The sequence below is a fragment of the Thermogemmatispora sp. genome, from assembly GCF_019683635.1.
GTDB lineage: Bacteria > Chloroflexota > Ktedonobacteria > Ktedonobacterales > Ktedonobacteraceae > Thermogemmatispora.
Genome location: NZ_JADGIA010000070.1, coordinates 1 through 23,675, shown reverse-complemented (window position 1 = coordinate 23,675; position 23,675 = coordinate 1). Strand labels below are relative to the sequence as shown.

20 protein-coding genes are annotated in these 23,675 nt (G+C 63.3%); 18 read left to right on the top strand and 2 right to left on the bottom strand.

What is annotated here, in order from left to right; genetic code table 11:
• From IRZ31_RS09950 to IRZ31_RS09880, 15 genes are all read left to right on the top strand, one after another.
• On the top strand, positions 1–1,101 hold a 1,101-nt coding region (locus tag IRZ31_RS09950; protein WP_297152950.1), incomplete at its 5' end, for a DUF4157 domain-containing protein.
• Between the two features lie 12 nt (positions 1,102–1,113).
• Entirely contained in the window at positions 1,114–1,989 is an 876-nt protein-coding gene (locus tag IRZ31_RS09945) for a Pvc16 family protein (protein WP_297152948.1), read from the top strand.
• A 78-nt stretch (positions 1,990–2,067) separates the two neighbouring features.
• Positions 2,068–3,696, top strand: coding sequence for a phage tail sheath C-terminal domain-containing protein (locus IRZ31_RS09940; protein ID WP_297152946.1), 1,629 nt, complete (start codon positions 2,068–2,070; stop codon positions 3,694–3,696).
• A gap of 96 nt (positions 3,697–3,792) precedes the next feature.
• Positions 3,793–4,233, top strand: a complete 441-nt coding sequence (locus IRZ31_RS09935) for a phage tail protein (RefSeq protein WP_297152944.1) — start codon at positions 3,793–3,795, stop codon at positions 4,231–4,233.
• A 34-nt stretch (positions 4,234–4,267) separates the two neighbouring features.
• Complete coding sequence (locus IRZ31_RS09930) at positions 4,268–4,654, top strand: hypothetical protein (RefSeq protein WP_297152942.1); 387 nt, start codon at positions 4,268–4,270, stop codon at positions 4,652–4,654.
• Positions 4,632–4,826, top strand: a complete 195-nt coding sequence (locus IRZ31_RS09925) for a hypothetical protein (RefSeq protein ID WP_297152940.1) — start codon at positions 4,632–4,634, stop codon at positions 4,824–4,826. The genes IRZ31_RS09930 and IRZ31_RS09925 overlap by 23 nt, the downstream gene beginning before the upstream one ends.
• Positions 4,827–4,833: 7 nt before the next feature.
• Positions 4,834–5,256 (top strand): phage tail protein, encoded by a 423-nt coding sequence (locus IRZ31_RS09920; RefSeq protein ID WP_297152938.1) that lies wholly within the window; start codon positions 4,834–4,836, stop codon positions 5,254–5,256.
• A gap of 31 nt (positions 5,257–5,287) precedes the next feature.
• On the top strand, positions 5,288–7,096 hold the full coding sequence (locus tag IRZ31_RS09915; RefSeq protein ID WP_297152935.1) for a DUF4157 domain-containing protein: 1,809 nt from the start codon (positions 5,288–5,290) through the stop codon (positions 7,094–7,096).
• 34 nt (positions 7,097–7,130) lie between these two features.
• A complete protein-coding gene (locus IRZ31_RS09910; RefSeq protein ID WP_297152933.1) occupies positions 7,131–7,841 on the top strand; it encodes a hypothetical protein in 711 nt (236 codons plus the stop codon).
• On the top strand, positions 7,828–9,516 hold the full coding sequence (locus tag IRZ31_RS09905) for a VgrG-related protein (protein ID WP_297152931.1): 1,689 nt from the start codon (positions 7,828–7,830) through the stop codon (positions 9,514–9,516). Before IRZ31_RS09910 ends, IRZ31_RS09905 begins: the two co-directional genes overlap by 14 nt.
• Positions 9,517–9,635: 119 nt before the next feature.
• Positions 9,636–10,031, top strand: a complete 396-nt coding sequence (locus IRZ31_RS09900) for a PAAR domain-containing protein (protein WP_297152929.1) — start codon at positions 9,636–9,638, stop codon at positions 10,029–10,031.
• 136 nt (positions 10,032–10,167) lie between these two features.
• Positions 10,168–10,602, top strand: a complete 435-nt coding sequence (locus tag IRZ31_RS09895; protein WP_297152927.1) for a GPW/gp25 family protein — start codon at positions 10,168–10,170, stop codon at positions 10,600–10,602.
• A 2-nt stretch (positions 10,603–10,604) separates the two neighbouring features.
• Positions 10,605–12,605, top strand: a complete 2,001-nt coding sequence (locus IRZ31_RS09890; protein WP_297152925.1) for a putative baseplate assembly protein — start codon at positions 10,605–10,607, stop codon at positions 12,603–12,605.
• A 5-nt stretch (positions 12,606–12,610) separates the two neighbouring features.
• Positions 12,611–13,588, top strand: coding sequence for a phage tail protein I (locus IRZ31_RS09885; RefSeq protein WP_297152923.1), 978 nt, complete (start codon positions 12,611–12,613; stop codon positions 13,586–13,588).
• Positions 13,588–16,842 carry an FHA domain-containing serine/threonine-protein kinase gene (locus IRZ31_RS09880; RefSeq protein WP_297152952.1) on the top strand — a complete coding sequence of 1,085 codons (3,255 nt, stop codon included), beginning with the start codon at positions 13,588–13,590 and terminating at the stop codon, positions 16,840–16,842. The genes IRZ31_RS09885 and IRZ31_RS09880 overlap by 1 nt, the downstream gene beginning before the upstream one ends.
• A gap of 50 nt (positions 16,843–16,892) precedes the next feature.
• On the opposite strand, the gene IRZ31_RS09875 is transcribed toward IRZ31_RS09880, so the two are convergent.
• Together IRZ31_RS09875 and lhgO are read right to left on the bottom strand one after the other, a co-directional pair.
• A complete protein-coding gene (locus IRZ31_RS09875) occupies positions 16,893–18,083 on the bottom strand; it encodes a bacterial transcriptional activator domain-containing protein (protein WP_297152922.1) in 1,191 nt (396 codons plus the stop codon).
• Positions 18,084–19,134: 1,051 nt separating this feature from the next.
• A complete protein-coding gene (lhgO, locus tag IRZ31_RS09870; protein WP_297152920.1) occupies positions 19,135–20,400 on the bottom strand; it encodes an L-2-hydroxyglutarate oxidase in 1,266 nt (421 codons plus the stop codon).
• A gap of 166 nt (positions 20,401–20,566) precedes the next feature.
• Between lhgO and IRZ31_RS09865 the strand changes: the two genes are divergently transcribed.
• The 3 genes from IRZ31_RS09865 to IRZ31_RS09855 form a co-directional block, all read left to right on the top strand.
• The gene (locus IRZ31_RS09865; protein ID WP_297152919.1) at positions 20,567–22,015 is read left to right on the top strand and encodes an NADP-dependent isocitrate dehydrogenase; all 1,449 of its coding nucleotides are present in this window, start codon (positions 20,567–20,569) and stop codon (positions 22,013–22,015) included.
• A 218-nt stretch (positions 22,016–22,233) separates the two neighbouring features.
• On the top strand, positions 22,234–22,668 hold the full coding sequence (locus IRZ31_RS09860) for an OsmC family protein (protein WP_297152918.1): 435 nt from the start codon (positions 22,234–22,236) through the stop codon (positions 22,666–22,668).
• A 592-nt stretch (positions 22,669–23,260) separates the two neighbouring features.
• Positions 23,261–23,675: ROK family protein (locus IRZ31_RS09855; RefSeq protein ID WP_297152917.1), on the top strand; the 415-nt coding region annotated here is incomplete at its 3' end.

Sequence of the window (23,675 nt, the reverse complement as noted above, 5' to 3'; positions counted from 1 at the left end):
GAGGCGGCCCAGGCGGCGCGCGCCCTGAATGCGCGGGCCTACACCGTCGGGCAGGACATCTTTTTCGGCCAGGGGGAGTACGCGCCGCAGAGCGAGGCGGGTCGAGAGCTGCTGGCGCACGAGCTGACACACGTGGTGCAGACAGGAGGTGCCAGAGCTGATAGCCCCCTCGTCGTCGGGCCTGTTGATGATCGCTATGAGCGCGAGGCCGGGCAGGTGGCTGCCCGGGTCATGGCGGCTCCCGCGGCGACAGCGGTGAGTGGCAGCCTCTCCAAGACGGCTCCAGCGCGCGTCATTCGGCGCTCCTGGCTGGGAACCGCGCTCGGAGGACTGGGGGGCGCCGTCGTGGGTGCGGTCGGCGGCTTCTTCGTGGGCGGCCCGGCTGGGGCAGTGATCGGCGGTGTGGCCGGCCTGCTAGGTGGGGCTGCCGCAGGTGACCGGCTCTCGCAGCAGCGCCGCTCACTCACGCCCGATGAGATCGCCTACGCTCGCGAAATCTACGCCGATAGCCTCGACTACTCGGCGATCACGATCACGAAGCATAGCATCCTCTCCTCGGGCGCCTCCCGTACGGTCGGCAACACCATCAATCTTGAGGATGACTACTACGACGGCGATACGCTCAATTTGACCCCGGAAGGCAGACTGATCCTTATCCATGAGATGGGGCACGTCTGGCAGTATCAACATGGTGGCCTGGCCTACATTCCAGAGAGCCTGGTCGCCCAGATTCGGGGCGCCATCGGGGGTGGCAGCCGCAATGCCGCCTATGACTGGCGCGCCGCAGTGAAGGAAGGTAAACCCTGGGAGGAGTGGAATCCCGAACAGCAGGCCGAGGCGATCGAAGACTATAACCGGGCCCTGCGACGCACCCGAGACGGTACGGCCACTGCTGACGACTATAAGGATCTCTCCACGCTGCTGCCCTATATTGACAAGGTTCGCCGCGGCGAGGGCGCGCCACACGGCATGTTAGGGGCCTGGCTGGGAGGAATCGGGGGCGCAGTCGGTGGCTTTCTGGCCGGCGGCCCAGTGGGCGCCTTCTTCGGAGGCCTTGGTGGCCTCGTGGGCGGCTCCCTGCTTGGCGCCGCGTTGAAGTGAGGATGAAGGGCCATGTTGCTCACTGTGCAGAACATCCTGCGACGCCTGCTCTACGAGCGCGGCCAGATCAGCGAGCAAGAGGTCGCGATCATCTTCGAGGCCCCAACTTCTGAGCGCATCGCGCGCCTCTGGCAGCCGACGATCAGCCTCTTCCTCTACGCCATTCAGGAAAACGTCGAGCTGCGTCAGAGCAGCTATCAGACCGTCGCCGCCAACGGGCGGGCCGAACGTCGGCCCCTGCCGCGGCGCTTCGACCTGCACTATATGGTCAGCGCCATCAGCAGCGACATCGAAGACGAGCAGCAACTGCTCTGGCGCGTGCTCACCACCCTCGTGCGCTATCCGCAGGTGCCGGAGGAGCTGCTGCCGGAGGAGCTGCGGACCCTGTCCGTGCCGCTGGTCACCAGGTTGGCCCAGGAGAACGAAGGCGGGCAGCTCATTGCCCTCTGGAACAGCCTGGGAAGTCCGCCGCGTCCGGCGCTGGCCTACACCATCACGGTACCCGTGGAGCTGGCGCCCGTTGGTGAGGCTCCGCTGGTACTGAAGCGCACCGTCCGCTATCGCCGCCTGGCGCCGGGGGAAGAGCTGGTCAGCGAAAGCGCCTTGCTCCTCGGAGGTGTGGTGCGTAACCAGCAAGGCGAGGCTCTGGCTGGGGTGCGCATCGCTCTGGAAGGGCATCCCCACGAGAGCGTGACCGACAGTGCCGGGCGCTTCGTCCTGGGCCATCTGCCGCCGCGGCGAGCCGTGCTACGCCTCATGCCGCCCGCGGGACCGGCCCGGCGCCTGACACTCGACTACGGTGACGACGCCGCTGCCGACCAGCCGGGCACGCGCGGCTCTCTCTCCTATGAGATTGTCCTGGAGGCATTACCTGCGCTAGAGACCTGACCTGAAGTGCCATGCAGCGCACAAGCCGATCTGACGTGACGACCGATCTTGCATGAATAAGAAGGAGGACCAGGGACCATGCCCGAATACCTCTCACCTGGCGTCTACATTCAGGAAGTAGACAGCGGGCCGCGGCCCATCGAAGGCGTTGGGACCGCCACCGCGGCCTTTGTGGGCTTTGCCCCCGCCGGGCCGGCCAATCGACCCGTACTGATCACCAACTGGTCGCAGTATGTCACCACCTTCGGCAGCCTTGAAGAAGGCGGTATACGTAACCCCCACCTGGCCGGCTCCTACCTCTCGCACGCCGTCTACGGCTACTTCCTCAACGGAGGCGGGCGCTGCTACGTTACACGCCTGGTCAACAGCGGGACAAAGAAAGAGAAGCCCACGCCGCTCCTCCTGCCTAGCCGGGCCTCCAAAGCCGTGCCCTCGCTGATCATCCATCCCAAAAACGTGCCTGAGCAGGACATTCAGATCGAAGTCTTGCCGCCCAGCAAAACCCTGCCGCCCCCGCCGGCGCCCGCCGCAGCCGAAGGCGAGCAGAAGGAGGCCGAGGCTGCGCCTGCCGCAGCAACCGGCAACCGCGGTCTCTTCTCCCTCAAGGTGAGCATGGGTGACGAAGAAGAATTGTTTGAAAACCTGAGTATGGGTAGCGGCGGGGCTGGGGTCAAGTCCGCCGTTGAGACGGTCAATCAGCTCAGTCAGCTCATTCGCCTGGTCGAGCCGAAGACGAGCGGCAGCGCTATAGAGCGGGCGCCCGAGCCAGGCAGCTATGTCCTCAAAGCTCCGGCTCAGCTTGCCCTGCCCCAGGTGCAGCCGGATCACTTTGCCGGCAGCGCCGCCGAGCGCAGCGGCTTCGAAGGGCTGGAGGTCGCCGAGGACGTCACAATGATCTGCTGTCCCGACCTGATGGCTGCCTATCAGGCCGGCCTGATCACTCGCGAGGGCGTCAAAGCCGTGCAACTGGCCATGATCGCCCACTGCGAGCGCATGGGCGACCGCATCGCCATTCTGGACCCCCTGCCGGACCTCTCGCCGCAGCAGGTCAAGCTCTGGCGGGAGGCCGAGGCCGCCTACGACTCCAAATTCGCCGCCCTCTACTATCCCTGGATCAAAATCTCCGGCCCCGATGGCCGCCCGCTGGCCGTCCCCCCTTCCGGCCACATCGCCGGCATCTACGCCCGCAACGACAACGAGCGTGGTGTCCACAAGGCCCCCGCCAACGAGGTCGTCCGCGGCGCCCTGGAGGGCGTCATCCAGGTCACGAAGGGCGAACAGGATACCCTCAACCCAAGCGGCATCAACTGCATCCGCTCCTTTACCGGGCGCGGCCTGCGCGTCTGGGGCGCACGCACCCTCAGTAGCGACCCGGCCTGGCGCTACGTCAATGTGCGTCGCCTCTTCAACTATATCGAGAAGTCGATCGAGCGCGGCACTCAGTGGGTGGTCTTCGAACCCAACGATGTCGACCTGTGGGCGCGTGTCAAGCGCGACATCACGGCCTTCCTGACGGGAGTCTGGCGCGATGGCATGCTCTTTGGCCGCTCGCCCGAAGAAGCCTTCTTTGTCAAATGTGACGAAGAGCTGAATCCGCCCGACGTGCGCGATCGCGGCATGCTCTTCATTGATATCGGGCTGGCGCCCGTCAAGCCGGCTGAATTTGTGGTATTCCGTCTGCGGCAATGGGCTGGCGGAGGCGCCTAGGCTCTCCCTCACCCATGATCCGCAGCTCCAAGCCGCTTGTGACACACTGCTGACCGCTTGACTGTTGGTGACTGAGAGCGCAAAGAGGAGGAGCTTATGGCAGAGAAAGATCCACTGGTCTCATCATGGTTTGGCGTCGAATTTCAAGGCCAGATTGTTGGCGCCTTTCGCGAATGCACCGGCCTGGGCAGCGAGAACGAGATCGTCGAATACAAAGCCAGCGGGCCGCGTGGCGAGTTCGTCATCAAGAAGGTACCGGGCCGTCTCAAATGGAACAATATCACGCTCAAGCGCGGCATCACCGATTCGATGGACATGTGGCAGTGGCGCAAGCTTGTCGAGCAAGGCAAGATCGATGAGGCGCGCAAGAACGGCACTATCACCATGTACAACCAGCAGGGCGAGCCGGTGGCGCGCTGGAACTTCATCAACGCCTGGCCGAGCAAACTGACCGGCCCCAGCGCCAACGCCAGCAATAACGAGGTGGCCATCGAGGAGCTGGAGATTACCCACGAGGGCTACGAGCGCGTGAGCTAAGGCCCCGTAATATGCCTGGGGAGCTGAGACGACGATGTTGCAGACCGAGTTTCCCTTTACCTTGCCTTGCGGCTATGTCGACGCGCGCGGGAACCTCCATCGGCAGGGAATAATGCGCCTGGCGACCGCTCTCGATGAGATCGAGCCGCTGCAGGATGCGCGCGTGCGCGCCAACGAGGCCTACCTGACGATCCTGGTGCTCAGCCGCGTCGTGACGCGCCTGGGAGACCTGCATCCCGTCGACGTGAGCGTAATCGAAGGACTCTTTTCTGCCGATCTCGCCTATCTGCAGCGCCTCTATGTGCAGGTCAACGAGGTCGGCACGACCCTGTTCGAGACGCAGTGTCCCCGCTGCGGCCTGCGCTTCTCGCTCGACCTGACAGAAGGTGGTGAAGCTGATGACAAAGCAGTCAGCCTCTGACCAACAGGCCCCCGGCTTCAGCTCCGGCCTGCCTGGGCACGAGAGCGCCGGCGCCGCCATTGACGTTGAGCAACTGGCGGAGAAGGTCTATCAATTGCTGTGTCAGGAGGTGCGCCTCTCCCTGGCCCGTGGGCAACGGGGGACGGGGCGTCCTCTAAGACGCGGGAGGTGAAGAGCCGATGGCCACCGAAGCCTATCCGGGCTGCCGTTTCTATGTCCTCTTTGAGGGCCAGGCCCAGGGGGTCTTTACCGAGGTCAGCGGCCTGCAAGTCGAAATGGACGTCCTGGAGTACCAGGAAGGCGGCAACAATGGCTTTGTCTATCGCCTGCCTGGCTTCACCAAGGTGAGCAATCTGACGCTCAAGCGCGGCCTGACGACCTCCAACGAGTTTTATCGCTGGCTGGCCGACGTTGCCAGCGGGCGCCTCAAGCGTCGCCATATCTCGGTCGTCATGTACGACGTGGCGGGCAACGAGCTGATGCGCTGGAACTTTCTCAATGCCTATCCGGTGAAGTGGGTCGGCCCCCAGTTGCGCGCGCCGGATAATACGGCGGCCATCGAAACCCTGGAGCTGGCCCACGAGGGTGTGACCCTCGGCTGAGCAGGCAACTGGGTGAGACGGAGGGACTATTGTGCGTCGACATCTGCTGCTGACCTATCAGCGCCGCCGGCAGCGGCTACTCAACCCCGTGCCGGCCTCGCCGCTCCTGCGCTTCCTGGCGCGGCGCCACACGCTGGCCGCCGCCCTCGGCCTGGCGAGCCTGACCACTGGAGAGGCGCACCCGTACCCGCTTCCAACAGCGCAGCCGCTCCGACGATCCGTCGATGAGGTGCCGCAGTCGTGGGCAAGCCGCCCGGAGACAGAGGTCCTGCCAGCTAGCGCTCGCCTGTCTGCAGCGCCGCCAGCCTCCGAGGAGGACCTGTCAGCACCAGCGGTGGCAGACCGCGACCAAGACCAGCACTGGGAAGCAGATGCCGCCGACGAAGAGAAGCCGGCGACAATGGCCAGCCTGGACGAGGGCGCGCGACTGGAAGCCGGGCCTGTCGTGTCGCAGTCGCTGCCAGCGGTGCCTCCGCTGGGCCGCGCACGTGTGATCGAACTGGGTGCAGCAAATACACCATATGATACTATTGCTCTAGATACATCAGAAAGCGATCTTGCCAGGATCAGCCAGAGGCTGCCGGCGTCCCCTGGGTCCACCTCCGAGGTGGCCGCAGCGCCGGAACGGTCCACCGAGGCAGCGCGGCTATTCAGACCGCATCAGGACGAGGCTGAACGCTCACCACAGCGCTGGTTCCATCGTCTGGTTGAGCAAGCCAGGCGCGAGCAGGGGCAGTCGGCTGCAAGACCGGAGCCAGAGCCAGCCCCCGGCTCTCCATCTCCAGGCTTCCCAGAGAGAGTGCCAGGCGTCGCCAATGAGCAGGAGCCAGTGTCTCAGACAGATGCGGACAGGGTGAGTAGAGAGAGCGGCGGCAGGCCCTCGCTGAGGCAGGCGTCGCCGCTGATTCTTACGGCCCGGCGCCAGGCAGCGAGTGGTGGGAGCAGCACAGCTGCGGCGGCAGCGCGCAGTCCAGAGCCACCGGGCCTCACCGCCCGCCACTTCCTCAAGCCGCTGCTGGGCATCGATCTGGCCGAGGTCGCACTCTACCGCGATGCCCAGGCCGCTCGCGCCACGGAGGCCCGCGCCGCCGCGGCGCTGAGCGATGCCAATGGCATCGAGCTGGCGCCGCAGCAGGAACAAACCTCACCGGAGGGCCTTGGCCTGCTGGCCCATGAGCTGACACACGTCATGCGCCGCCGCCAGCCGCGCTTTCTCCCGCCGATCGTGCGCCCGGGGCCCCCCTCCAATCCGGGGGAAGGTGCCGAGCCAGCGGCGCCGCTCGATGAGGAGCAGCTCGCCATCGCCGTCGAACGCCAGGTCCGCCAGCAGGCGCGGGCCGCCTTCGCGGTGACCGCTCCGGCGACGCTGCCAGAACAGGCAGTCCTGCCAGCGCCGGAAGCGCCTGCGCCCATGACCGCGACCGAGCCGCCCACCGCCAGCGCGGGACGACCGCCCGATACCGGGCGTAGCGGCCAGAGCGAACGCGGCATCTGGGGCAAGCTGCCAGCACCCTGGGAACCGCTGCCCGCCTGGCTGACGGGACCGCCTCCTGCCGCAGGCTCACCAGCGAGCGAGCCGGCCCGGGGAGCGCCCGGCGTATCATCAGCTGCGCCTCTGCCCCTCTCGACAATTGAGAGCGCGATTGCGGTCGCGAGTGAGGGCAGCAGCCGCGCCGGCGTCGAGCGCAGCCTGGCCACGCCGGTCGGCGACGAAGGTGAAGCGCCACCGGCCACCTCGGCGGCCCGCGGCCCGGAGCCGGATCTCGATGCCCTGGCGCGTCAGGTCTATACCCTTCTCAAGCGTCGCCTGAGCGCCGAGCAGCGTCGCCTGCTCTCATAAACGCAAGCAGACACCCAAGGAAGGAGAGCAGCCTATGCAAAGCAGTCCGCTGGCGCTGGCCACCATTGTTGATCATGATCACGGCTCCAGCGTCGAGTGCATGTTTAATCCCAAGGAATACACCTTTAGCAAACAGAACTCCTGGACCGCCAAAGAGAGCAAGGGTACAAACATCGCCCGCCTGGAATTTGGCAGCGGCCAGCCCACCACGCTGCAGATGCAGCTCTTCTTTGACACCTACACCAACATCAAAAGCAACGGCCAGGGAAGCGGCCCCAAAGATGTACGCAAAGCCTATACCGAAAAAATCTGGAACATGATGAAAGTCGACCCGGCGCTTGGGCCGCTGGGAGGCCGGGGAGGGGGCGCCAAGCACAAAAAAGGGCGGCCTCCTGTTGTCAGCTTCCAGTGGGGAGCGGTCTGGAGCTTCAAAGCCGTCATTACCAACATCCGCGAGCGCTTCACGCTCTTTCTGCCCGACGGCATGCCCGTGCGCTCCACCCTGGACGTCACCTTTCAGCAGGTACAGGACGCAGACGACTACCCGCCGACCAATCCCACCTCGGGCGGTGTAGGAGGAGAGCGCGTCTGGCGCGTCTGCGAAGGGGACACCCTGGCCTGGATCGCCTACAAAGAGTACGGTGACCCCAACCTCTGGCGCCTGATCGCCGAAGCCAACCGCCTGACCCGTGTGCGGCAGCTCACGCCAGGTCTGCTGCTGGAGATCCCCAATGCCACAGAATGAGAACCTGCTCAGCCTGCTTTCCATCAAAATCGGCGGAGCCGACGTCTCGCCGGACTTCATGGGCGACCTGCTGGAGGTGACCGTTGAAAACAGCCTGCACCTGCCGGACGTCGCCACCATTGCCCTGCACGACACGCGGCTGCGCTGGATCGACGACAACAGCCTCCTGCCGGGCAAGAGCGTGCAGATCGAGGTGCACAGCGGGCGGCAAACGAAGCTGCTCTTCGATGGAGAGATCGTCGAAATCGAGCCATCCTTTGACGCCAGCAACCAGCAACTGATCATTCGCGCCTTCGATCGCCTGCATCGCCTCGGGCGCGGGAGCCGTGTGCGCTCCTTCGTCAACGTCAGTGACGAGGACCTGATCAGGAAGCTTGCTGCAGAGGCCGGACTGGAGGCCCAGGTAGGGACCAACGGGCAGGTCCATGACCACATCTTTCAAAACAACGAGAGCAACCTGGAGTTTCTGCAGCGCAGAGCGGCGGCCCTGGGCTGCCTGCTCTACGTTCAGGGGAAGACCCTGCATGTAGAGCCGCTCAAGAGCGGCGGAAGCCAGCTTGAACTTGAGTGGGGCGTCAACCTGCACGAATTTGCGCCGCGCCTGACCACCCTTGGCCAGCTCAGCAAGATCACCGTGCGCGGCTGGGACCCGGAGCAGCGGCGCGCAGTCGTCAGCCAGGTGCAGAACGGCCAGGGGGCGCCGCAGGTCGGGCAAGAGCAGAGCGGAGGCGATCTTGTTCAGCAGGCCTTCCAGCTCACAGCGGAGGCCCTCGTCGCCGCGGGGTCGGTGCGCACCCAGGCTGAGGCGGAGCGTCTGGCGCAGGCCGTGGCCGACCGCGCCGCCGGGCGCTTTATCGAAGCCGAGGGGGCCTGCAGTGGCCTGCCCGCCCTGGTAGCGGGGGTCAGCGTACGCATCAAAGCCGTGGGCACGCGCTTCAGCGGCACCTACTTTGTCACCAGCACCCTCCATAGCTACAGCGCACGCCACGGCTACCTGACCCGCTTCAGCGTCAGCGGCTATCAGCCGGCGACCTTGCTCAATCTACTGAGCGGCGATCAGCGCCAGAGCCTGCCGGCGGCAACGCCCGCTGGCCTCCCCTCCTCGGGCACGAACCTGGTCATTGGCATCGTCACCGACAATGACGATCCCGCCGGCTGGGGGCGAGTGAAAGTCAAATATCCCGCCCTTTCCGAGGAACATGCCAGCGGCTGGGCGCGCGTGGTTGTCCCGGGCGGCGGCGCTCAGCGCGGCATCCAGTTCCTGCCCGAGATCAACGATGAAGTCCTGGTTGGCTTCCTGGAGGGCGATATCCAACACCCCTACATCCTGGGCGGCCTGTGGAATGGCCAGGACAAGCCACCGGAGCCGCAGGCCACCAGCGGAGGCCGGGTCACGAAGCGCCTCCTGCGCTCGCGCAGCGGACACCTCATCACCCTGGACGATAGCGAGGGCGGTGGTGGCATCACCATCGCCGATAGCGCGGGGAACAGCATCAAGATCGACACCGCCTCCAATAGCCTGCAGATCAGCGTGCAGGGCAACATCAGCCTGAAAGCCCAGGGGTCCCTGTCTCTGGAAGCTCAGGGCCAGATCCAGCTCAAAGGACAGGGCGTCAGTATCGATGGCGGCGCCGGCATCGTCACCGTCAAAGGCACGACCATCAATCTAAACTGAGCGAGGCCAGAGACCGGCGATCAGAGAACAAAAAGCATCCCGAAATTGTCTGAGTCTGAGACGTTTTCCTCAAGACAGCGCGAACAAGGAACAAGACAAACAGAGAAGGAGCGACCAGCATGGGGCAGCCGGCAGCGAAACAGGGCGACCAGATCACCGCTATGGACACCCATATTGTCCTGATTCCCTCGCCGGGGGGCACGGTGCCAACGCCCTTGCCGCATCCCTTTACGGGTATCATCAGCGGCAATCTCAGCTCCAATGTCATGATCATGGGTCTGCCGGCGGCCACCCAGGGGAGCACCGCTGACAACGTGCCGCCTCACGTTCCCCAGGGCGGCCCCTTTCAGCGTCCCCCGAGCAACCGGGGCCTGATCATCACCGGCAGCGCCACCGTCCTGATCAACGGCAAACCGGCAGCGCGCAATGGTGACAGCGCCACGACCTGTAACGACCCGGCTGACCTGCCGGTGGGCACCGTCGTAGCCGTTGGCTCCGTGCTCATCGGCGGCTAGGAGAGCAGAGCCGGGATCAGCCAGATTCGCCCGGACGCGGGCCGTCCATGCTGCTCCGCCGGCGCCAGTAGAGCGAGCACAGCGAGCACAGCAGAGCAGATCCACAGCGAAAGAGAGGAAGGAAGGAAGAAGCACTATGCGCGATTTTCTCGGAACCGGCTGGGCGTTCCCGATTCACATCGATGCCCACGGACGCATCGCGCTGGCGCGCCAGGAACGCGATATCGAGGAGGCCATACGCCTCATTCTGCTGACCCCCAAAGGACAGCGTGTCATGCGGCCTGAGTTTGGCTGTCAGATTCACGAGCTGCTGTTTGCGCCCAACAACGCCACCACCTGTGGTCTGGCTGCCTACTACGTAGAAGAAGCCCTGGGCATGTGGGAGCCACGTATCCGTGTCATCAGCGTGGAGGCGCGTCCCGACCCTGTGGAACCAGGGCGCCTGCTCATCGACATTGAATACGAAATCAAGGCCACCCATGACCGCCGCTCGCTGGTCTTTCCCTTCTACCGCATTCCGGGAGAGGGTGAAAGCGGGCTGGTGGAAGCGACTGGCCAGAGGGAGGGCTAGCTATGCCGCTGCCTGCACCAAAGCTAGATGATCGCCACTTTCAAGACATCGTCGATCAGGCCAAGATGCTCATTCCCCACTATTGCCGCGAGTGGACCGATCACAACGTCAGCGATCCGGGCGTGACCCTCATCGAGCTTTTTGCCTGGATGACCGACATGCTGCTCTATCGAGTCAACCAGGTACCGGACAAGAACTACATTAAATTCCTCGAACTGATCGGTATGCGGCTGGAGCCACCGAGAGCAGCAACAGCCCCCATTACTTTTTACCTTTCCGCCGCACAGCCGACGGCGGTCACCATTCCCGTCGACACCGAGGTCGCCACCGTGCGTACGGAGAGCAGCCCGGCCATCATCTTCACGACGGAGCAGCCTCTGACCATTCAGCCGCCGCGCCTGATCGACACCTTTACCCGCAATGCCAGCCAGGGGAGCAACTGGCTGCGCCATAACCTGCCGCCGGAAGGAGCGCGCGGGCGCGAGAAGCGCGTTGCCCTCTTTCCCCAGAAACCAGCTCCGGGTGATGCCTTCCTGCTCGCTTTTGAGAACGACCTGAGCAATCACCTGCTGGCCCTGATCGTAGACTGCGAGCGCGCCGGAGGGGCGGGCGTTGACCCGACGAAACCGCCGCTGGTCTGGCAGGTCTGGCAGGGGCGGGCCGCGCGTTGGGTGAACTGCGAGCTAGAGTATGACGGTACCGGGGGCTTCAACGAGGCCGGTGAGATCATCCTCCATCTGCCGGAAATGGCCCGTTCCGAATTCGTGGGCGTGACCGGCTACTGGCTGCGCTGCCGGCTGACCGAGGCCCAGGCGGGGCCAGGATCATACCAGGTCTCGCCGGTCATGCGCCGTCTGCGCGTCGAGGCTCGTGGGGGGACCGTCAACGCGCGCCACGCCATTACGGTCAAAGAGGAGGTGCTTGGCGTCAGCGATGGCACCCCTGGCCAGGTCTTCCGTCTCCAGCATACCCCCATTCTCGCCCTCGATCCTCAGCAAGAGTACCTGGTCAGCGAGCCACCGGGCGGGAAGCCCCTCATCTGGCATGAAGTCGAAGACTTTGCCGAATCCGGCCCCGAAGATCGCCATTTCACTCTGGATAAGCTTGATGGCTCGCTCACGCTTGGGCCAGCCCTTCTGCAGCCCGACGGCACCGTCTACCGCTTTGGTGCCGTGCCTGAGAAAGGGAGCCTGTTGATCTTCAAGCGCTACCGCTATGGCGGAGGCGTCGTCGGCAACGTCGCGCGCGACACCCTGACGGTCCTCAAGACTGCGATTCCCTACGTGGCTCACGTCACCAATCGAGCCGCCGCTGTGGGGGGACGCGATGCCCAGAGCCTGGAGGAGGCCAGGCTGCGGGCCCCTCAAAAGCTGCGCGCGCGCACCCGAGCGGTGACCGCTGATGATTATGAGTACCTGGCTTGCCAGGTGCCCGGGGTAGCGCGAGCACGCTGTCTGGCCCCCGGCGCCCAGCCTGGCGGGCGCGGCGATCCGCGTCCGGGCCAGGTCTTCGTCATCATCCTGCCCCAGGTCGACCAGCCCGAGGGAGACCTGGCACCTGAACAGCTGGCCCTCTCCGCCGAGCTGCGTAGCGCGGTCCTCTCCTACCTGCAGCCCCGGCGCCTGCTCGGCACCGCGCTGGAGGTGCATCAGCCTCAATATGTGCGCGTCTCCATTCAGGCCGACCTGCGCGTCCCAGAGCACAGCGACCCCGCCCTCATCGAAGCAGTCCAGCAAGAGGCCCTGGAGGCCCTGCGTCGCTATCTCAATCCCTATGTGGGAGGACCGCGCAGCAACGGCTGGCCCTTCGGGCGCGCGCTCAACCGTTCTGAGCTATACGGTCTTTTGCAGCGTATTGAGTATGTAGAGTATGTAGAGAATCTGGTGATCAGCGTTGGTGAGGCAGGAGGAGCGGAGAAGCCGCTGTCGTCAAATCAGCAGACGGTGCAGATTCCCCGTCACGGCCTCATCTGTTCTGGACAGCATCAAATAAAGGTACGCTGAGAGAGATGGCCACGCCACAGCTCGTTATTCGCCTGCAAGGCGAGATCATCAAGACAGTCCCACTGACGACGTCGGGGCTGCGCATCGGACGGGGGCCGGAGAGCGACCTGATGCTCGATCATCAGATCATTTCGCGCCACCACGCTGAACTGCGTCTGACGCCCCAGGGCTGCATTCTGACGGACCTGGGCAGCTCCAACGGAACCCTGGTGGGTCAGCAGCGCTTGCTACCGCATCAGCCCTACCTCCTGCGCGATGGGGCGAGCTTTCAAATTGGCCCCTATCTGATTACCTATGAAGCGGAGGCGGGAACGGCCCCACGGCTGACCGAGCCGGGGACGGCCAAGGCTGGTGAAGGGGAAAGACAGGCCGCGGCAGAGCAACCCGCAGCTCCGCCGGCAGCCGCTGCCGCCGTTGTCTCTGCAGAGCCTGGAGCTGGAGCGCAGCGCATGCCCGGGCGGGCGGCGCGTCCCTCCACGCCCGTCAGTGTGCCAGCTGGTCCGAGCATCGGCGGCCTCTATCTCGGCTATCTCCCCGACATTTACCAGGAGAGCGATTTTCTACAGCGTTTTCTCCACATCTTTGAAGATATCTGGGAGCCTTTGGAGCAGCGCCAGGATCATATTGAAATGTACTTTGATCCGCGTACCTGTCCGACGCGCTTCCTGCCCTGGCTGGCGAGCTGGCTGGACATCCCTCTCAATCCGCACTGGCCGGAGGCGCGTCAGCGGCGTTTGCTGGCCGAAGCCTGGGAACTCTATAGCTGGCGGGGGACTCTTTATGGACTCAAGCGCATGATTGAGGTCTGCACTGGCTTACAGCCTGATATCTTTGAAAAGCCCGAAGAGCCATTTATCTTTCATGTGCGTGTCAGGTTGACCCCGGCGGCAGACGGTGAGATGGTTGATCGCGCCTTTCTTGAAGAGCTGATTCAGTTACACAAGCCAGCACATGCCGGGTACATACTGGAGGTCATCCCGTGATGAATGAAGAGTACATAGGCCGGACCGTCGGGCAGTATCGGATTGAGGCGGTACTGGGAGCGGGTGGAATGGGCCAGGTCTTTCGCGGCGTGCATCAACTCCTGGAGCGCCCGGCGGCCATCAAGGTCATGCTGCCCAGCTTTGCCGCGCGTCCAGACTTTCGTGCGCGCTTTCTGCAAGAAGCCAAGGCGGTGGCGGCCCTACATCATCCCAACATCGTCGAGGTCTACGACTATGGCGACGAGAATGGCCTGCTTTACATGGTCATGGAATATATGGAGGACGGTGCGCTCAGCAATCTGCTCAAGCGCCAGAGCGGGAAGCGCTTACCGCTGCCGCAAGTGCTCATGCTGGGCATCCAGGTTGCGCAGGGGTTAGCGGCGGCCCATGCGCTCCAGATGGTGCACCGCGACATCAAGCCGGCCAATCTCCTGTTGCGGCGTCTGGCCGGTTCGGAGCCGGGGCGTGAGCACTATCTGGTCAAAATCAGCGATTTCGGGCTAGCGCGTCTGGTAGAAGGAGGGGTTGAGACAGTCACTGGCACACCAATGGGGACGCTGGCCTACATGTCGCCCGAGCAATGCCTTGGCACCAAGACCATCGATGGGCGTAGCGATCTCTATGCGCTGGGGGTCGTCTTATACGAGATGCTCACCGGCTCCCTGCCTTTTCAGATCAGCGGCGTAGCCGACGCCATCTACAAGCATGTCAATGTCATGCCACCGCGTCCGCGCGAGCTGCGGCCTGAACTTCCCTCCATCCTTGAAGAGATTGTCATGTGCTGCCTGGCCAAGAAGCCGGAGGAGCGCTTTGCCAATGGGCAAGCGCTGGCCAATGCCCTGCAGAATGTGCTGGGGGGGAGTGGTGAGGGCGCAGCGGTCCCGGTATCGACCTCGGGGCCTGGGCTGCAACAGGCGAGCTTACAAACGCGCACCACCCTGGATGCGCCAGCCTCCCCGACGGCGTTGCCAGCGCCTCCCACGGTCTCCACCATGCCGGGCTACAGCGATGTGCCGCGGGTGCGCGTCATCGATGAGAGCGGGCGCACGCTGCAGATCGTTGAAGTCAGGCCAGCGGGCATCATCGTAGGCCGGCAGGAAGGAAGCGACATCGTCCTGCTCTCAAAGCAGGTCTCGCGCCAGCACCTGCGTATCACCTGGGACGGCAAAGAGGTGCGGCTCCTGGATCTGGGATCGAGCAACGGCACCTTGCTAGAGGGCGTGCGCCTCATGCCGCAAGTCAGCCAGGTCTGGCAGGAGCGGCAGATGGTTCGCCTTGGCCCCTTCTGGCTGCGTCTCGAAGGTTCCAGTCCGCCGGCCACCGTTGTCCGTTCGAATGTGGGGCCGGCTTCTCCTCCTGGAGCCGCGCGGCCTGGAGGGATGGGAAGCAGCACCTATGCCAACTATGCCGCGCCCACCGTTGCGAACAGCCAGGGACCGACCTCGCTGGCCTCGGAGCGCATTGGCCTGGCGGTCTCGCCCAAAACGCTGACCCTGGTGCCAGGGCAGACGGCTACCGTGCAGCTCACCCTCACCAACATGGGGAGCATCGTTGACTGGTTCACGCCAACGGTTGAGGGGGTTCCTGCCGAATGGCTGCATGGCGCCGGGCAGGAAGTGCAGCTCAATCCTGGCATGCAAGAGACGGTCACCCTGACCATCAATGTGGCGCGTCGTCCCTCGCACCGGGCTGGTCAGTATCATGTCTTGATTCGCGCGCGCTCGCGCGAGCAACCTCAAGAATATAGCCAGACAAACTGCGTTTGGACCGTGCAGCCCTTCAGTGAGGAGACGCTGCGGCTGGAGCCGCGGCGCGCCAGTGGCCGTGGTCGGGCCTCCTACACTCTGGCGGTGGCCAACGCTGGCAATGCAGCGGCCCGCTATCAGCTGGAGGGGGAGGATGACGAGCAGCGGCTGCGCTACCTTTTCCGGGTGAACCCCCTGGAGCTGGATAGCGGACGGGAGGCGCGAATCGGACTGAGCGTGCAGGAGCGGCGGCGCCTGATAGGGCGGGAGGAGCGCATTCCCTTCCAGGTGCATCTGAAAGCGCTAGGAGAGCGGCGTAGCCAGAGTGCCGCCGGCGAGTTTGTCAACAAAGCGCTGCTACCGCCCTGGATTGTTCCGGCCTTGCTGGCTGTGGTCCTGATCGCTGGGGGGGCGCTGGCCCTGGCTCGGGGGCTGGTGCCGCTGCCGGGCAAGCCGGGGACGGCGGTCTCTACTCCCGCCCCCAATGTGGCAGCTACCCTGACTGCCCTGGTACAGACGGGGGCCAGCACGGCCACAGTAGCGGCGGTGAGCAGCCAGGCAACGGCGACGGCGCAGGCCAATGCCACAGCAGCGGCGCAGAACAGCAGCCAGGCGACGGCGATGGCGCAGGCCAATGCCACCGCGACGGCGCAGGCCAATGCCACGGCCACTGCTCTGGCCAATCCGCCGCCACCACAGGCGCAGACGGTTACGACGCTGGTCTCGGGTCTCGCCGCTCCCATTGGCAGCCAATACGTCAGCGCCGGTGATCGACTCTTCTTCGTCGAGTATGGAGGCAAGGTTTCGCTGCTGGCCAACGTCTCGGGGAGCAGTCCGACGTACTCGGTGCTGGGCGCTGGCTACAGCCTGCTTGAAGATGTGGCTGTGACGTCCGACGGCCAGACGCTCTACCTGACCGAGCGCCAGGGCAATCTCTACCGTGTCACTCTCGCGGTCGGGGCCAATCGCAGTCAGGCCACTGTGGTGGCCTCCGGGCTGGCGGCTCCGCAGCAAATTGCTCTCGATGGCAATGTTGCCTATGTGGCGCTCTACAACGACAGCGGGCCGCTGGGCAGTGTCGTCAAAGTCGATTTGAGCAGCGGAACAGTGACGACGGTGCTCTCCAACTTGCAGCATCCCATCGGCGTGCTGATGGCCTCCGATCACCATACGCTCTATGTAACCGAGCAGCAGCCGGACGGCAGTGGCACCCTGAGCCGGTTCGATCTGGCGACGGGCACGCGCACGCAGCTCGCCCATAGTCAGGGAGCGCCTTTCTTCTTCCTGCACTGGGCTAATAGCCTGCAGACGGCCATCCTTGTTCCAGAGCGCTCCCCTACTAATGAGATCTGGTATATCAGTCTGGTGGATGATCCTTCTGTGCTTCATCCGGTGGCCCATGTGGGGGCAGCGCCTTCCGATGTCGTAACGGCGGGGCAGCAGCCGGGCAACTTTTTCCCGATGTTCGTCTGTGCTGCTGCCAGCAATGCCATCCAGCGCTTGAGCTAGACGGGAGGCGCAAGCAGATGAAGGTCCGGCTCGCTTGGGGAGTGATGTGATTACTGCTCCTGCTGTGGCAAGGGGGAAGAGGTACGGAACCCCATCAATTGCTCAAAGAGCCGCTGTGTCTCGGGCAGCGGCTCGATGCCCAGCTCTTCCCGCAGGGTCTGGCAGCACTGCTGATAGCAGCGAAGCATCTCATTGCGTCTGCCGCTGAGACTATGGGCGCGCATCGCCTTGCGATAAGCCTCTTCATCGTAACGGTCCAATTTCAGCAGGAGGTTGGTCCAGGTCAGGGCGATCTCAGTTTCGCCGCGTTGGAGTGCGTACTCGGCCAGCCAGGTGACCATCTGATAGTGGACACGGGCCAGCTCTTCGCGCATCAGAAATGACCATTCGGCGTAGAGGTCCTCGGTGAGGAAAGGGCCAGCGTAGAGTTTGCAGGCCTGTTCATAGCAGTGCGCTGTGAAGGTGGGATCACTGGCCTGGTGACCAGTAGTGAAGAGACGTCGGAACTCTGCAACATCGGTGATGATCCTGGCGGCAGGATTAAGTAGATAGGCTTGCTCTTTGTAGAGGATATAGCTATCAGATTGAGACTGGACCCGCTTTCTGTTAAGGGAGGCACGCAGAGCACTGACGGCGATCTGCAGCTTGTGTCGGCTGCTCTCCCGTTCTTCGTCCCGCCAGAGATCAGCCATCAGCATGTCAACGGTGGCGCGTTGCTGGGGTTGAGCGAGAAGATAGCGGAGGATGGCCTGGCCCTTGGTGTTGCGGCAAAGCTGGATGGGTGGCCCCTCGGCGTGCAGGAGTCGAACGGTGAAGTGTCCAAAGCAGGTGATGTAGAGCGGAGAGAGAGAGGTCCGATGGCTTTCCTCTGGTGAGGGTAGAGGGGAGGAAGTGAGATAGCGGGGGTGGACCTGCAGCGGGATGATCTCCGGCAAGGATGCTGTGGTGTCTGTGGCGTTGATCAGGGTGCTGTCCGGTATGACTACCAGGTTGGGGGCTCCACCGACCTTCCGGCAATTGGTCAGGTGCTCCAGAGTAGCGAACAGAGCTTGCCAGGCCGCCCGCGCTTCCGCCAGATTCTGGCTGGCTTCCCTTAGCAACTGTTCGGTACTCAGCACTCTGTGATCCAGCTCCTGTAGTGCCGCCAGCACTCGCTCTAATTCTCCTTCGACGTTGACCAACGGTTGGTCTTTGAGCCTGTAATCGAGCCTGGCTGGCTCCGTGTGGTTCGCTGTAGCCATGCCTTGCTATCCTCCGATGGCTTTCTATTCCATAGAGAGAAACGTGAAGCGGTTTGCCTTTTAGGTAATCAATTTCACATAGCAGTAACTGCTGTTCTGGGAACAGACAGGCCAACTGGAAGAAGACTTGATCGAGTCAGGGCGATCCACCTCTCCCGGTAGCTCGGCTAACCAGCGTCTGTCTCCCCCATGAGCTAACCGCATGAGCGCGAAGTTCGGGCATGCTATTGCATAGCCTTGCTGCTCGCTCGATAGCGTGTCTACACATCCAATTAAGCGTTGCTCTTGTCCTCGTTCAGCAAGCCAGGCTGCTGTGAGGTGCCAGGGACCGGTTCAAAAGAGCATTGGCGGCGATAGGCTTAGTTGAACACCTGTCCGGTCAAATATGGCCCTGGTAGAATGGCAGAGTTTGTAGAACGGTGATCAGCGTGCTCTGAAGAAGGGGGTAAGAGCGGTCAAATGTCGGTTCTCTCCGAGAGTAGTAGGCAATCAAGTCGCCAAGATGGCAATGATACGGAAGCATGCTATCATAGCCCATAACGGGAAGCGGATGCCAGTATGCAGAGGCAAGTACACATGGGTATAACTGCCGGTGCGACCGTTGCAGCCTTTCTCTCCTGGTCGGGGAAGAGGCTGGTGTCGCAGAATCAGGGCCTTCGCTGTCTGCTTGACAGTCGAGCAAGCAGCTATCCACTGGTAGCCTTCAGCTCAGGGCCTCTGGAACGGTAGCCTGCTCATGCCTGTGGCCGGAGAAACGTCCCGACGTGGATCAGCTTCAGAGCGGCAAGAGCAGCTAGAGAAGTACTTGCGTCAACTACAGCAAGACTGGCGACAGGCCAGCGCCCTCGATAAAGCATGCAAGCGCTTTGCACTCCTCTGCTTCCGCGACTGCCAGGTCTGGCCACGGCGCTGCTCAGCGCCTGTGAGTGGGTTGAGGGTTTCGTGCATGATCAGGAGCAACTACCGGCCCTCAGCTTTCCAGAAGTGGCGAAGTGGCCAACCCCAGAGCCAGGGGGCAACGCTAATAACCGCACCAACCGGAGAGTGTGAGCTAGAGAGCAAACTGTGCCTGGGCCTCGTCGACGATCATCTGGGCAATGACCAGCGAGGAGGTGGCCGCTGGCGACGGCGCGTTCTGCACATGCAGCACGCGCTGCCCGCGGCGGATCACAAAGTCATCAACCAGACTGCCATCGGGGGCCAGGGCCTGGGCGCGGACGCCGCTCGGTCCTGGTAGCAGATCCTCGGCCCGCAGAGCCGGCACGTAGCGCTGCACCTGACGCACATAGGCGCGCTTCACGTAGTCACGATAGAGTTCGGCCAGGCCCATGCGCCAGTAGCGGCGTGCCAGGCGCCAGAAGCCGCCGTAGCTGAGGGTTTCCCATAGTTCTCGCGGGTGAAGCTGCCAGCGGCCATAGCCCTCGCGCGCCAGGGCCAGCACGGCATTGGGTCCGACCCAGACCTCGCCGTTGGGCCGCAGCGTCAGATGAACCCCCAGGAAAGGAAAGCGCGGATCGGGGACAGGATAGATCAGGCCGCGCACTAGCTGACGCTTTTCGGGGCGCAGCACGTAGTAGTCGCCGCGGAAGGGCACGATGCGCAGCCCACCGTCGTCGCCGGTCAGGCGCGCCAGGCGATCGGAATAGAGGCCAGCGCAGGTGATGACCGCTCGCGCCGTCAGCTCTTCCTCGCGACTGCCGCTCTGGCTTGCCGCCGTGGGAGGGTGAGAGCGGGTCTGAACTACCACCTCAGCGGCGCGCGGCAGCAGACCCACCACCTGGCAGCTCAGGCGCAGATCCGCCCCGTGAGCAGTGATCTCCTCGGCCAGGGCGGCGGCCACGCGGGTAAAATCGACGATCCCCGTATTGGGCGAGTAAATAGCTCGTAGTCCCGCCGCCGCCGGCTCGATCTCGCGCAGGCGCTCGGGACCGATCAACTCCAGGCCCTGGACGCCGTTGCGCTGACCGCGCTCGTAGAGGGCCTGCAGGCGCGGAAGCTCCTCCTCGGTCAGAGCCACGATCACCTTGCCGCAGAGCTGGAAGGGAATGCCGTGCTCGCGACAGAAGGCCAGCATCGCCCGATGGCCGGCCACGCAGGCGCGAGCCTTTAGCGAGCCGGGGGTATAGTAGATGCCTGTGTGCAGCACACCGCTGTTGTGCCCCGATTGATGGGCGGCGATGCGCGGCTCTTTCTCCACTACGAGCAGACGCAGGCCCGGTCGGCGCCGCAGATACTCGCGAGCTGTCGCCAGTCCTACCAGGCCGGCGCCAACGATGATCAGGTCATAGTGCTGCATTTGTTTAATGAAAACCAGCAAGATCGACTGCTTTATTCCCAGCGGCAGGACCGGCTTGGGGGAGAGGCTGCTCCTGTTGAGCTAGTCGTGTGCTATACTTAAGTGGCAATCTCCACTGAGAACCCACTGGTTCGTTAGCCAGAGAACGCAAGTCACCACTAGAGACGCAACAGAGGTACAAAGATCCATGTCACAGAATACGCCCATTACCGTTGCGTATGGGGATGGCATTGGCCCGGAGATTATGGCGGCCACCCTGGAAGTGATCAAGGCCGCTGGGGCGCGGATCGACGTTGAAGAGATCGAAGTCGGGGAGAAAGTCTACTTGCGCGGTGTGCCCTCGGGCATTGAGCCGAGCGCCTGGGAGTCGCTGCGGCGCACCAAAGTCTTTCTCAAAGCGCCCATTACCACGCCGCAAGGAGGGGGCTACAAGAGTCTGAACGTCACCATTCGCACGATGTTCGGTCTCTACGCCAATGTCCGTCCCTGTGTTGCCTACTATCCCTTTGTCGATACCAAGTATCCGGGGATGGACGTCGTCATCATCCGTGAGAACGAGGAGGACCTCTACACCGGCATCGAGTACCGGCAGACGCACGACATGGTGCAGAGCCTCAAGCTCATCAGCCGTCCGGGCAGCGAGAAGATCATTCGCTATGCCTTCGAGTATGCGCGGGCTTATAACCGCAAGAAAGTCACCTGCTTCGTCAAAGACAACATCATGAAGCAGACGGACGGCCTTTTCCACAAGATCTTTGAGCGGGTGGCTGCCGAGTATCCCGACATTCAGAGCGAGACCTGGATTGTCGACATTGGCTCGGCCAAGCTGGCGGACACGCCCGAGGCTTTTGATGTCGTGGTGCTGCCCAACCTCTACGGTGATATTCTCTCGGATGTGGCGGCTCAGATTGCCGGTTCGGTCGGCATGGCCGGCTCGGCCAATATTGGTGATCAGTGTGCGATGTTTGAGGCCATTCATGGCTCGGCGCCGCGGCGTGCCGGTCAGAATGTGGCCAATCCTTCGGGGCTGTTGCTAGGGGCTGTGCTGATGCTTGTCCATATTGGGCAGCCGGAGGTAGCGACGCGCGTGCACAATGCCTGGCTGCGCACCCTGGAGGACGGTATCCATACCTACGACATCTACAGCGAGAAGGTCAGCAAGCAGAAGGTTGGGACGAAGGAGTTTGCGCAGGCGATCATCGAGCGCCTGGGTCAGATGCCGCAGACGCTCAAGCCGGTGAACTATACGTCGGCGCCGAAGCTGGCCAGTGTTCAGCGTCTCAGTCAGGAGCCGCTGGAGAAGAAGGATCTGGTGGGTGTGGATGTGTTCCTGGAGTGGCGCGGCGGTGGTCCTGAGCAGCTGGGGGAGGCCATCAAGCGGCTGGATGGCGATGGGCTGCAGTTGACGATGATCACCAATCGTGGCGCCAAGGTCTGGCCCAATGGCCTGCCAGAAACCTTCTGTACCGATCACTGGCGCTGTCGTTTCCTGGCCAGCAATGGGCAGGCTCTGCGTCCGCAGCAGATCATTGCCCTGCTGCATCGTCTGGCGGAGGCCGGTTTCGACTTCATTCAGACGGAGCATCTCTATACCTTTGACGGGCGTCCGGCCTTCTCGACCGCTTCAGGCGAGTAGGGGCTGACCGGTGCAGCTGGACGCTGCTGCGGGCTGGTATGCAGAAGACGCCTGGGGGAGCAGGCGCTGAAGAGATGGGCGAAGTGTGACCTGAGTCTCTTCCGGCGCGTTGCTCCCTGTGTGCTATTATCTTGAGAGAGGCTCTGTTGCCTGTTTATGGCTGAGTCTCAGGAGTGACAGCAAGCAGCTGTTGTACTTGACTTGAGGAGGATAGCGATATGCCAGTTCGCACCGCTGAGGCGGAATGGAAAGGTGATCTGCAGAGCGGCCAGGGTCAGCTGAAGCTGGGCACGGGCGCCTTTGAGGGTCAGTATTCGTTTAAGACGCGCATGGGTGATGATACGTCGGGGACCAATCCCGAGGAGCTGATTGCGGCGGCACATGCGGCCTGCTTCTCGATGGCCCTCTCGGCGGGGCTGGCGCGCGCCGGTTTTACGCCGACGAGCGTCAAGACGAATGCGCGTGTGCACTTCAATTCCACGGGTCAGGGGTATGCCATTGGCCCGATCGAGCTGGAGACCACGGCGGTAGTGCCTGGGATCGATGAAGCCAAATTCCAGGAGCTGGCGAACGACGCCAAGCAGAATTGTCCGGTCTCGAAGGCGCTAGCCGCCACGGAGATCCGCCTGCAGGCGAAGCTGGTCAAGCAGTAGGGCTTGAGCTGGCGCCTGACTACTTCTTTATTGCTTTCTTGTCTGATTGTATCTGTTCCCCGCGAAGTGAGGGCAGCGGGCTGTCGTGGGCAGCGTGGTGCGAGCCGCCTGTTCGTCGGCAGCCGCTGCCTGTCCAGCCTGCCTCTTGCTTCTCCTTGTTCCTGTCTTGTTGGCGATCTCTCTGCCGGCTGGCGGCTGTCTCTCGCTTGCTGTGGCTGGCCTGGCTGGGTTGGTGAGTGAGGCGTGAGGTGAGAGGTGGCGTGGACATAGGCGGTCGAGACCGTTCACGTGCTGAAGGGCTGTGTGGGGTCTGTTGCTGGGGCCTGTGGTTGAGGGTGAAGGAGGCCGGGGCCGGGTTTGTGGTTGGCTGGAGCGATCGGCTGGGGTTGCTGCGTTATAGAAGTGGTAGGTATGGAAAAGTGGTTCGCTGGCGGTAGGGGGACTTCGCTGTGGTGTGTGTGCCGATGGCGGGTTGATGCGCTAAGATTACAGTGAGCAGCGAGGAGAGCGGTGGGAGAGGTGTTGAACGGAAGCGAAAGGCGCGTCGCGCCGGCGAGCGGCAGCCAGGCGACGACAGGGGGTGAGAGAAGCTATGTATCTCGGCATCGATATCAGAGAAGAGACCCTTCGTGGAGCCTACTTTCAGCAGAAGGAGGTTGTGCTGACGCCGTCGGTGGCGGTGCCGGCCAGCTATGAGGGGTTGCTGGAGGCGCTGGTGCAGCAGGTGCAGGAGGTTTCGCGCCTTGGCGAGGCCATTCGGCGCGTGGGGGTGAGTATTCCCGGCAACTGTACTGAGCGGCGGGTGACCTGGGTGCCGTCGCTGCCTTATCTGAACGGGCGCGATCTGGCTGATGACCTGCGGGCGCGGCTTGGGGTTTCGGTGATGTTGGCGAGCGATGCGCAGCTGGCCTTGCTGGGTGAGGTCTGGCGCGGGACGGCGCGGGATCGGCAGAGTGCGGCGCTGGTGAGTGTGGGGACGGGGGTCAATGGGGCGCTGATGCTGGGGG

Excerpts from the sequence above, each read along its gene's own strand:
- IRZ31_RS09945 (WP_297152948.1), top strand. The coding sequence starts at position 1,114 with ATGTTGCTCACTGTGCAGAACATCCTGCGACGCCTGCTCTACGAGCGC.
- IRZ31_RS09940 (WP_297152946.1), top strand. The coding sequence starts at position 2,068 with ATGCCCGAATACCTCTCACCTGGCGTCTACATTCAGGAAGTAGACAGC.
- IRZ31_RS09935 (WP_297152944.1), top strand. The coding sequence starts at position 3,793 with ATGGCAGAGAAAGATCCACTGGTCTCATCATGGTTTGGCGTCGAATTT.
- IRZ31_RS09930 (WP_297152942.1), top strand. The coding sequence starts at position 4,268 with ATGTTGCAGACCGAGTTTCCCTTTACCTTGCCTTGCGGCTATGTCGAC.
- IRZ31_RS09925 (WP_297152940.1), top strand. The coding sequence starts at position 4,632 with ATGACAAAGCAGTCAGCCTCTGACCAACAGGCCCCCGGCTTCAGCTCC.
- IRZ31_RS09920 (WP_297152938.1), top strand. The coding sequence starts at position 4,834 with ATGGCCACCGAAGCCTATCCGGGCTGCCGTTTCTATGTCCTCTTTGAG.
- IRZ31_RS09910 (WP_297152933.1), top strand. The coding sequence starts at position 7,131 with ATGCAAAGCAGTCCGCTGGCGCTGGCCACCATTGTTGATCATGATCAC.
- IRZ31_RS09905 (WP_297152931.1), top strand. The coding sequence starts at position 7,828 with ATGCCACAGAATGAGAACCTGCTCAGCCTGCTTTCCATCAAAATCGGC.
- IRZ31_RS09900 (WP_297152929.1), top strand. The coding sequence starts at position 9,636 with ATGGGGCAGCCGGCAGCGAAACAGGGCGACCAGATCACCGCTATGGAC.
- IRZ31_RS09895 (WP_297152927.1), top strand. The coding sequence starts at position 10,168 with ATGCGCGATTTTCTCGGAACCGGCTGGGCGTTCCCGATTCACATCGAT.
- IRZ31_RS09890 (WP_297152925.1), top strand. The coding sequence starts at position 10,605 with ATGCCGCTGCCTGCACCAAAGCTAGATGATCGCCACTTTCAAGACATC.
- IRZ31_RS09885 (WP_297152923.1), top strand. The coding sequence starts at position 12,611 with ATGGCCACGCCACAGCTCGTTATTCGCCTGCAAGGCGAGATCATCAAG.
- IRZ31_RS09880 (WP_297152952.1), top strand. The coding sequence starts at position 13,588 with ATGAATGAAGAGTACATAGGCCGGACCGTCGGGCAGTATCGGATTGAG.
- IRZ31_RS09875 (WP_297152922.1), bottom strand. The coding sequence starts at position 18,083 with ATGGCTACAGCGAACCACACGGAGCCAGCCAGGCTCGATTACAGGCTC.
- IRZ31_RS09865 (WP_297152919.1), top strand. The coding sequence starts at position 20,567 with ATGTCACAGAATACGCCCATTACCGTTGCGTATGGGGATGGCATTGGC.
- IRZ31_RS09860 (WP_297152918.1), top strand. The coding sequence starts at position 22,234 with ATGCCAGTTCGCACCGCTGAGGCGGAATGGAAAGGTGATCTGCAGAGC.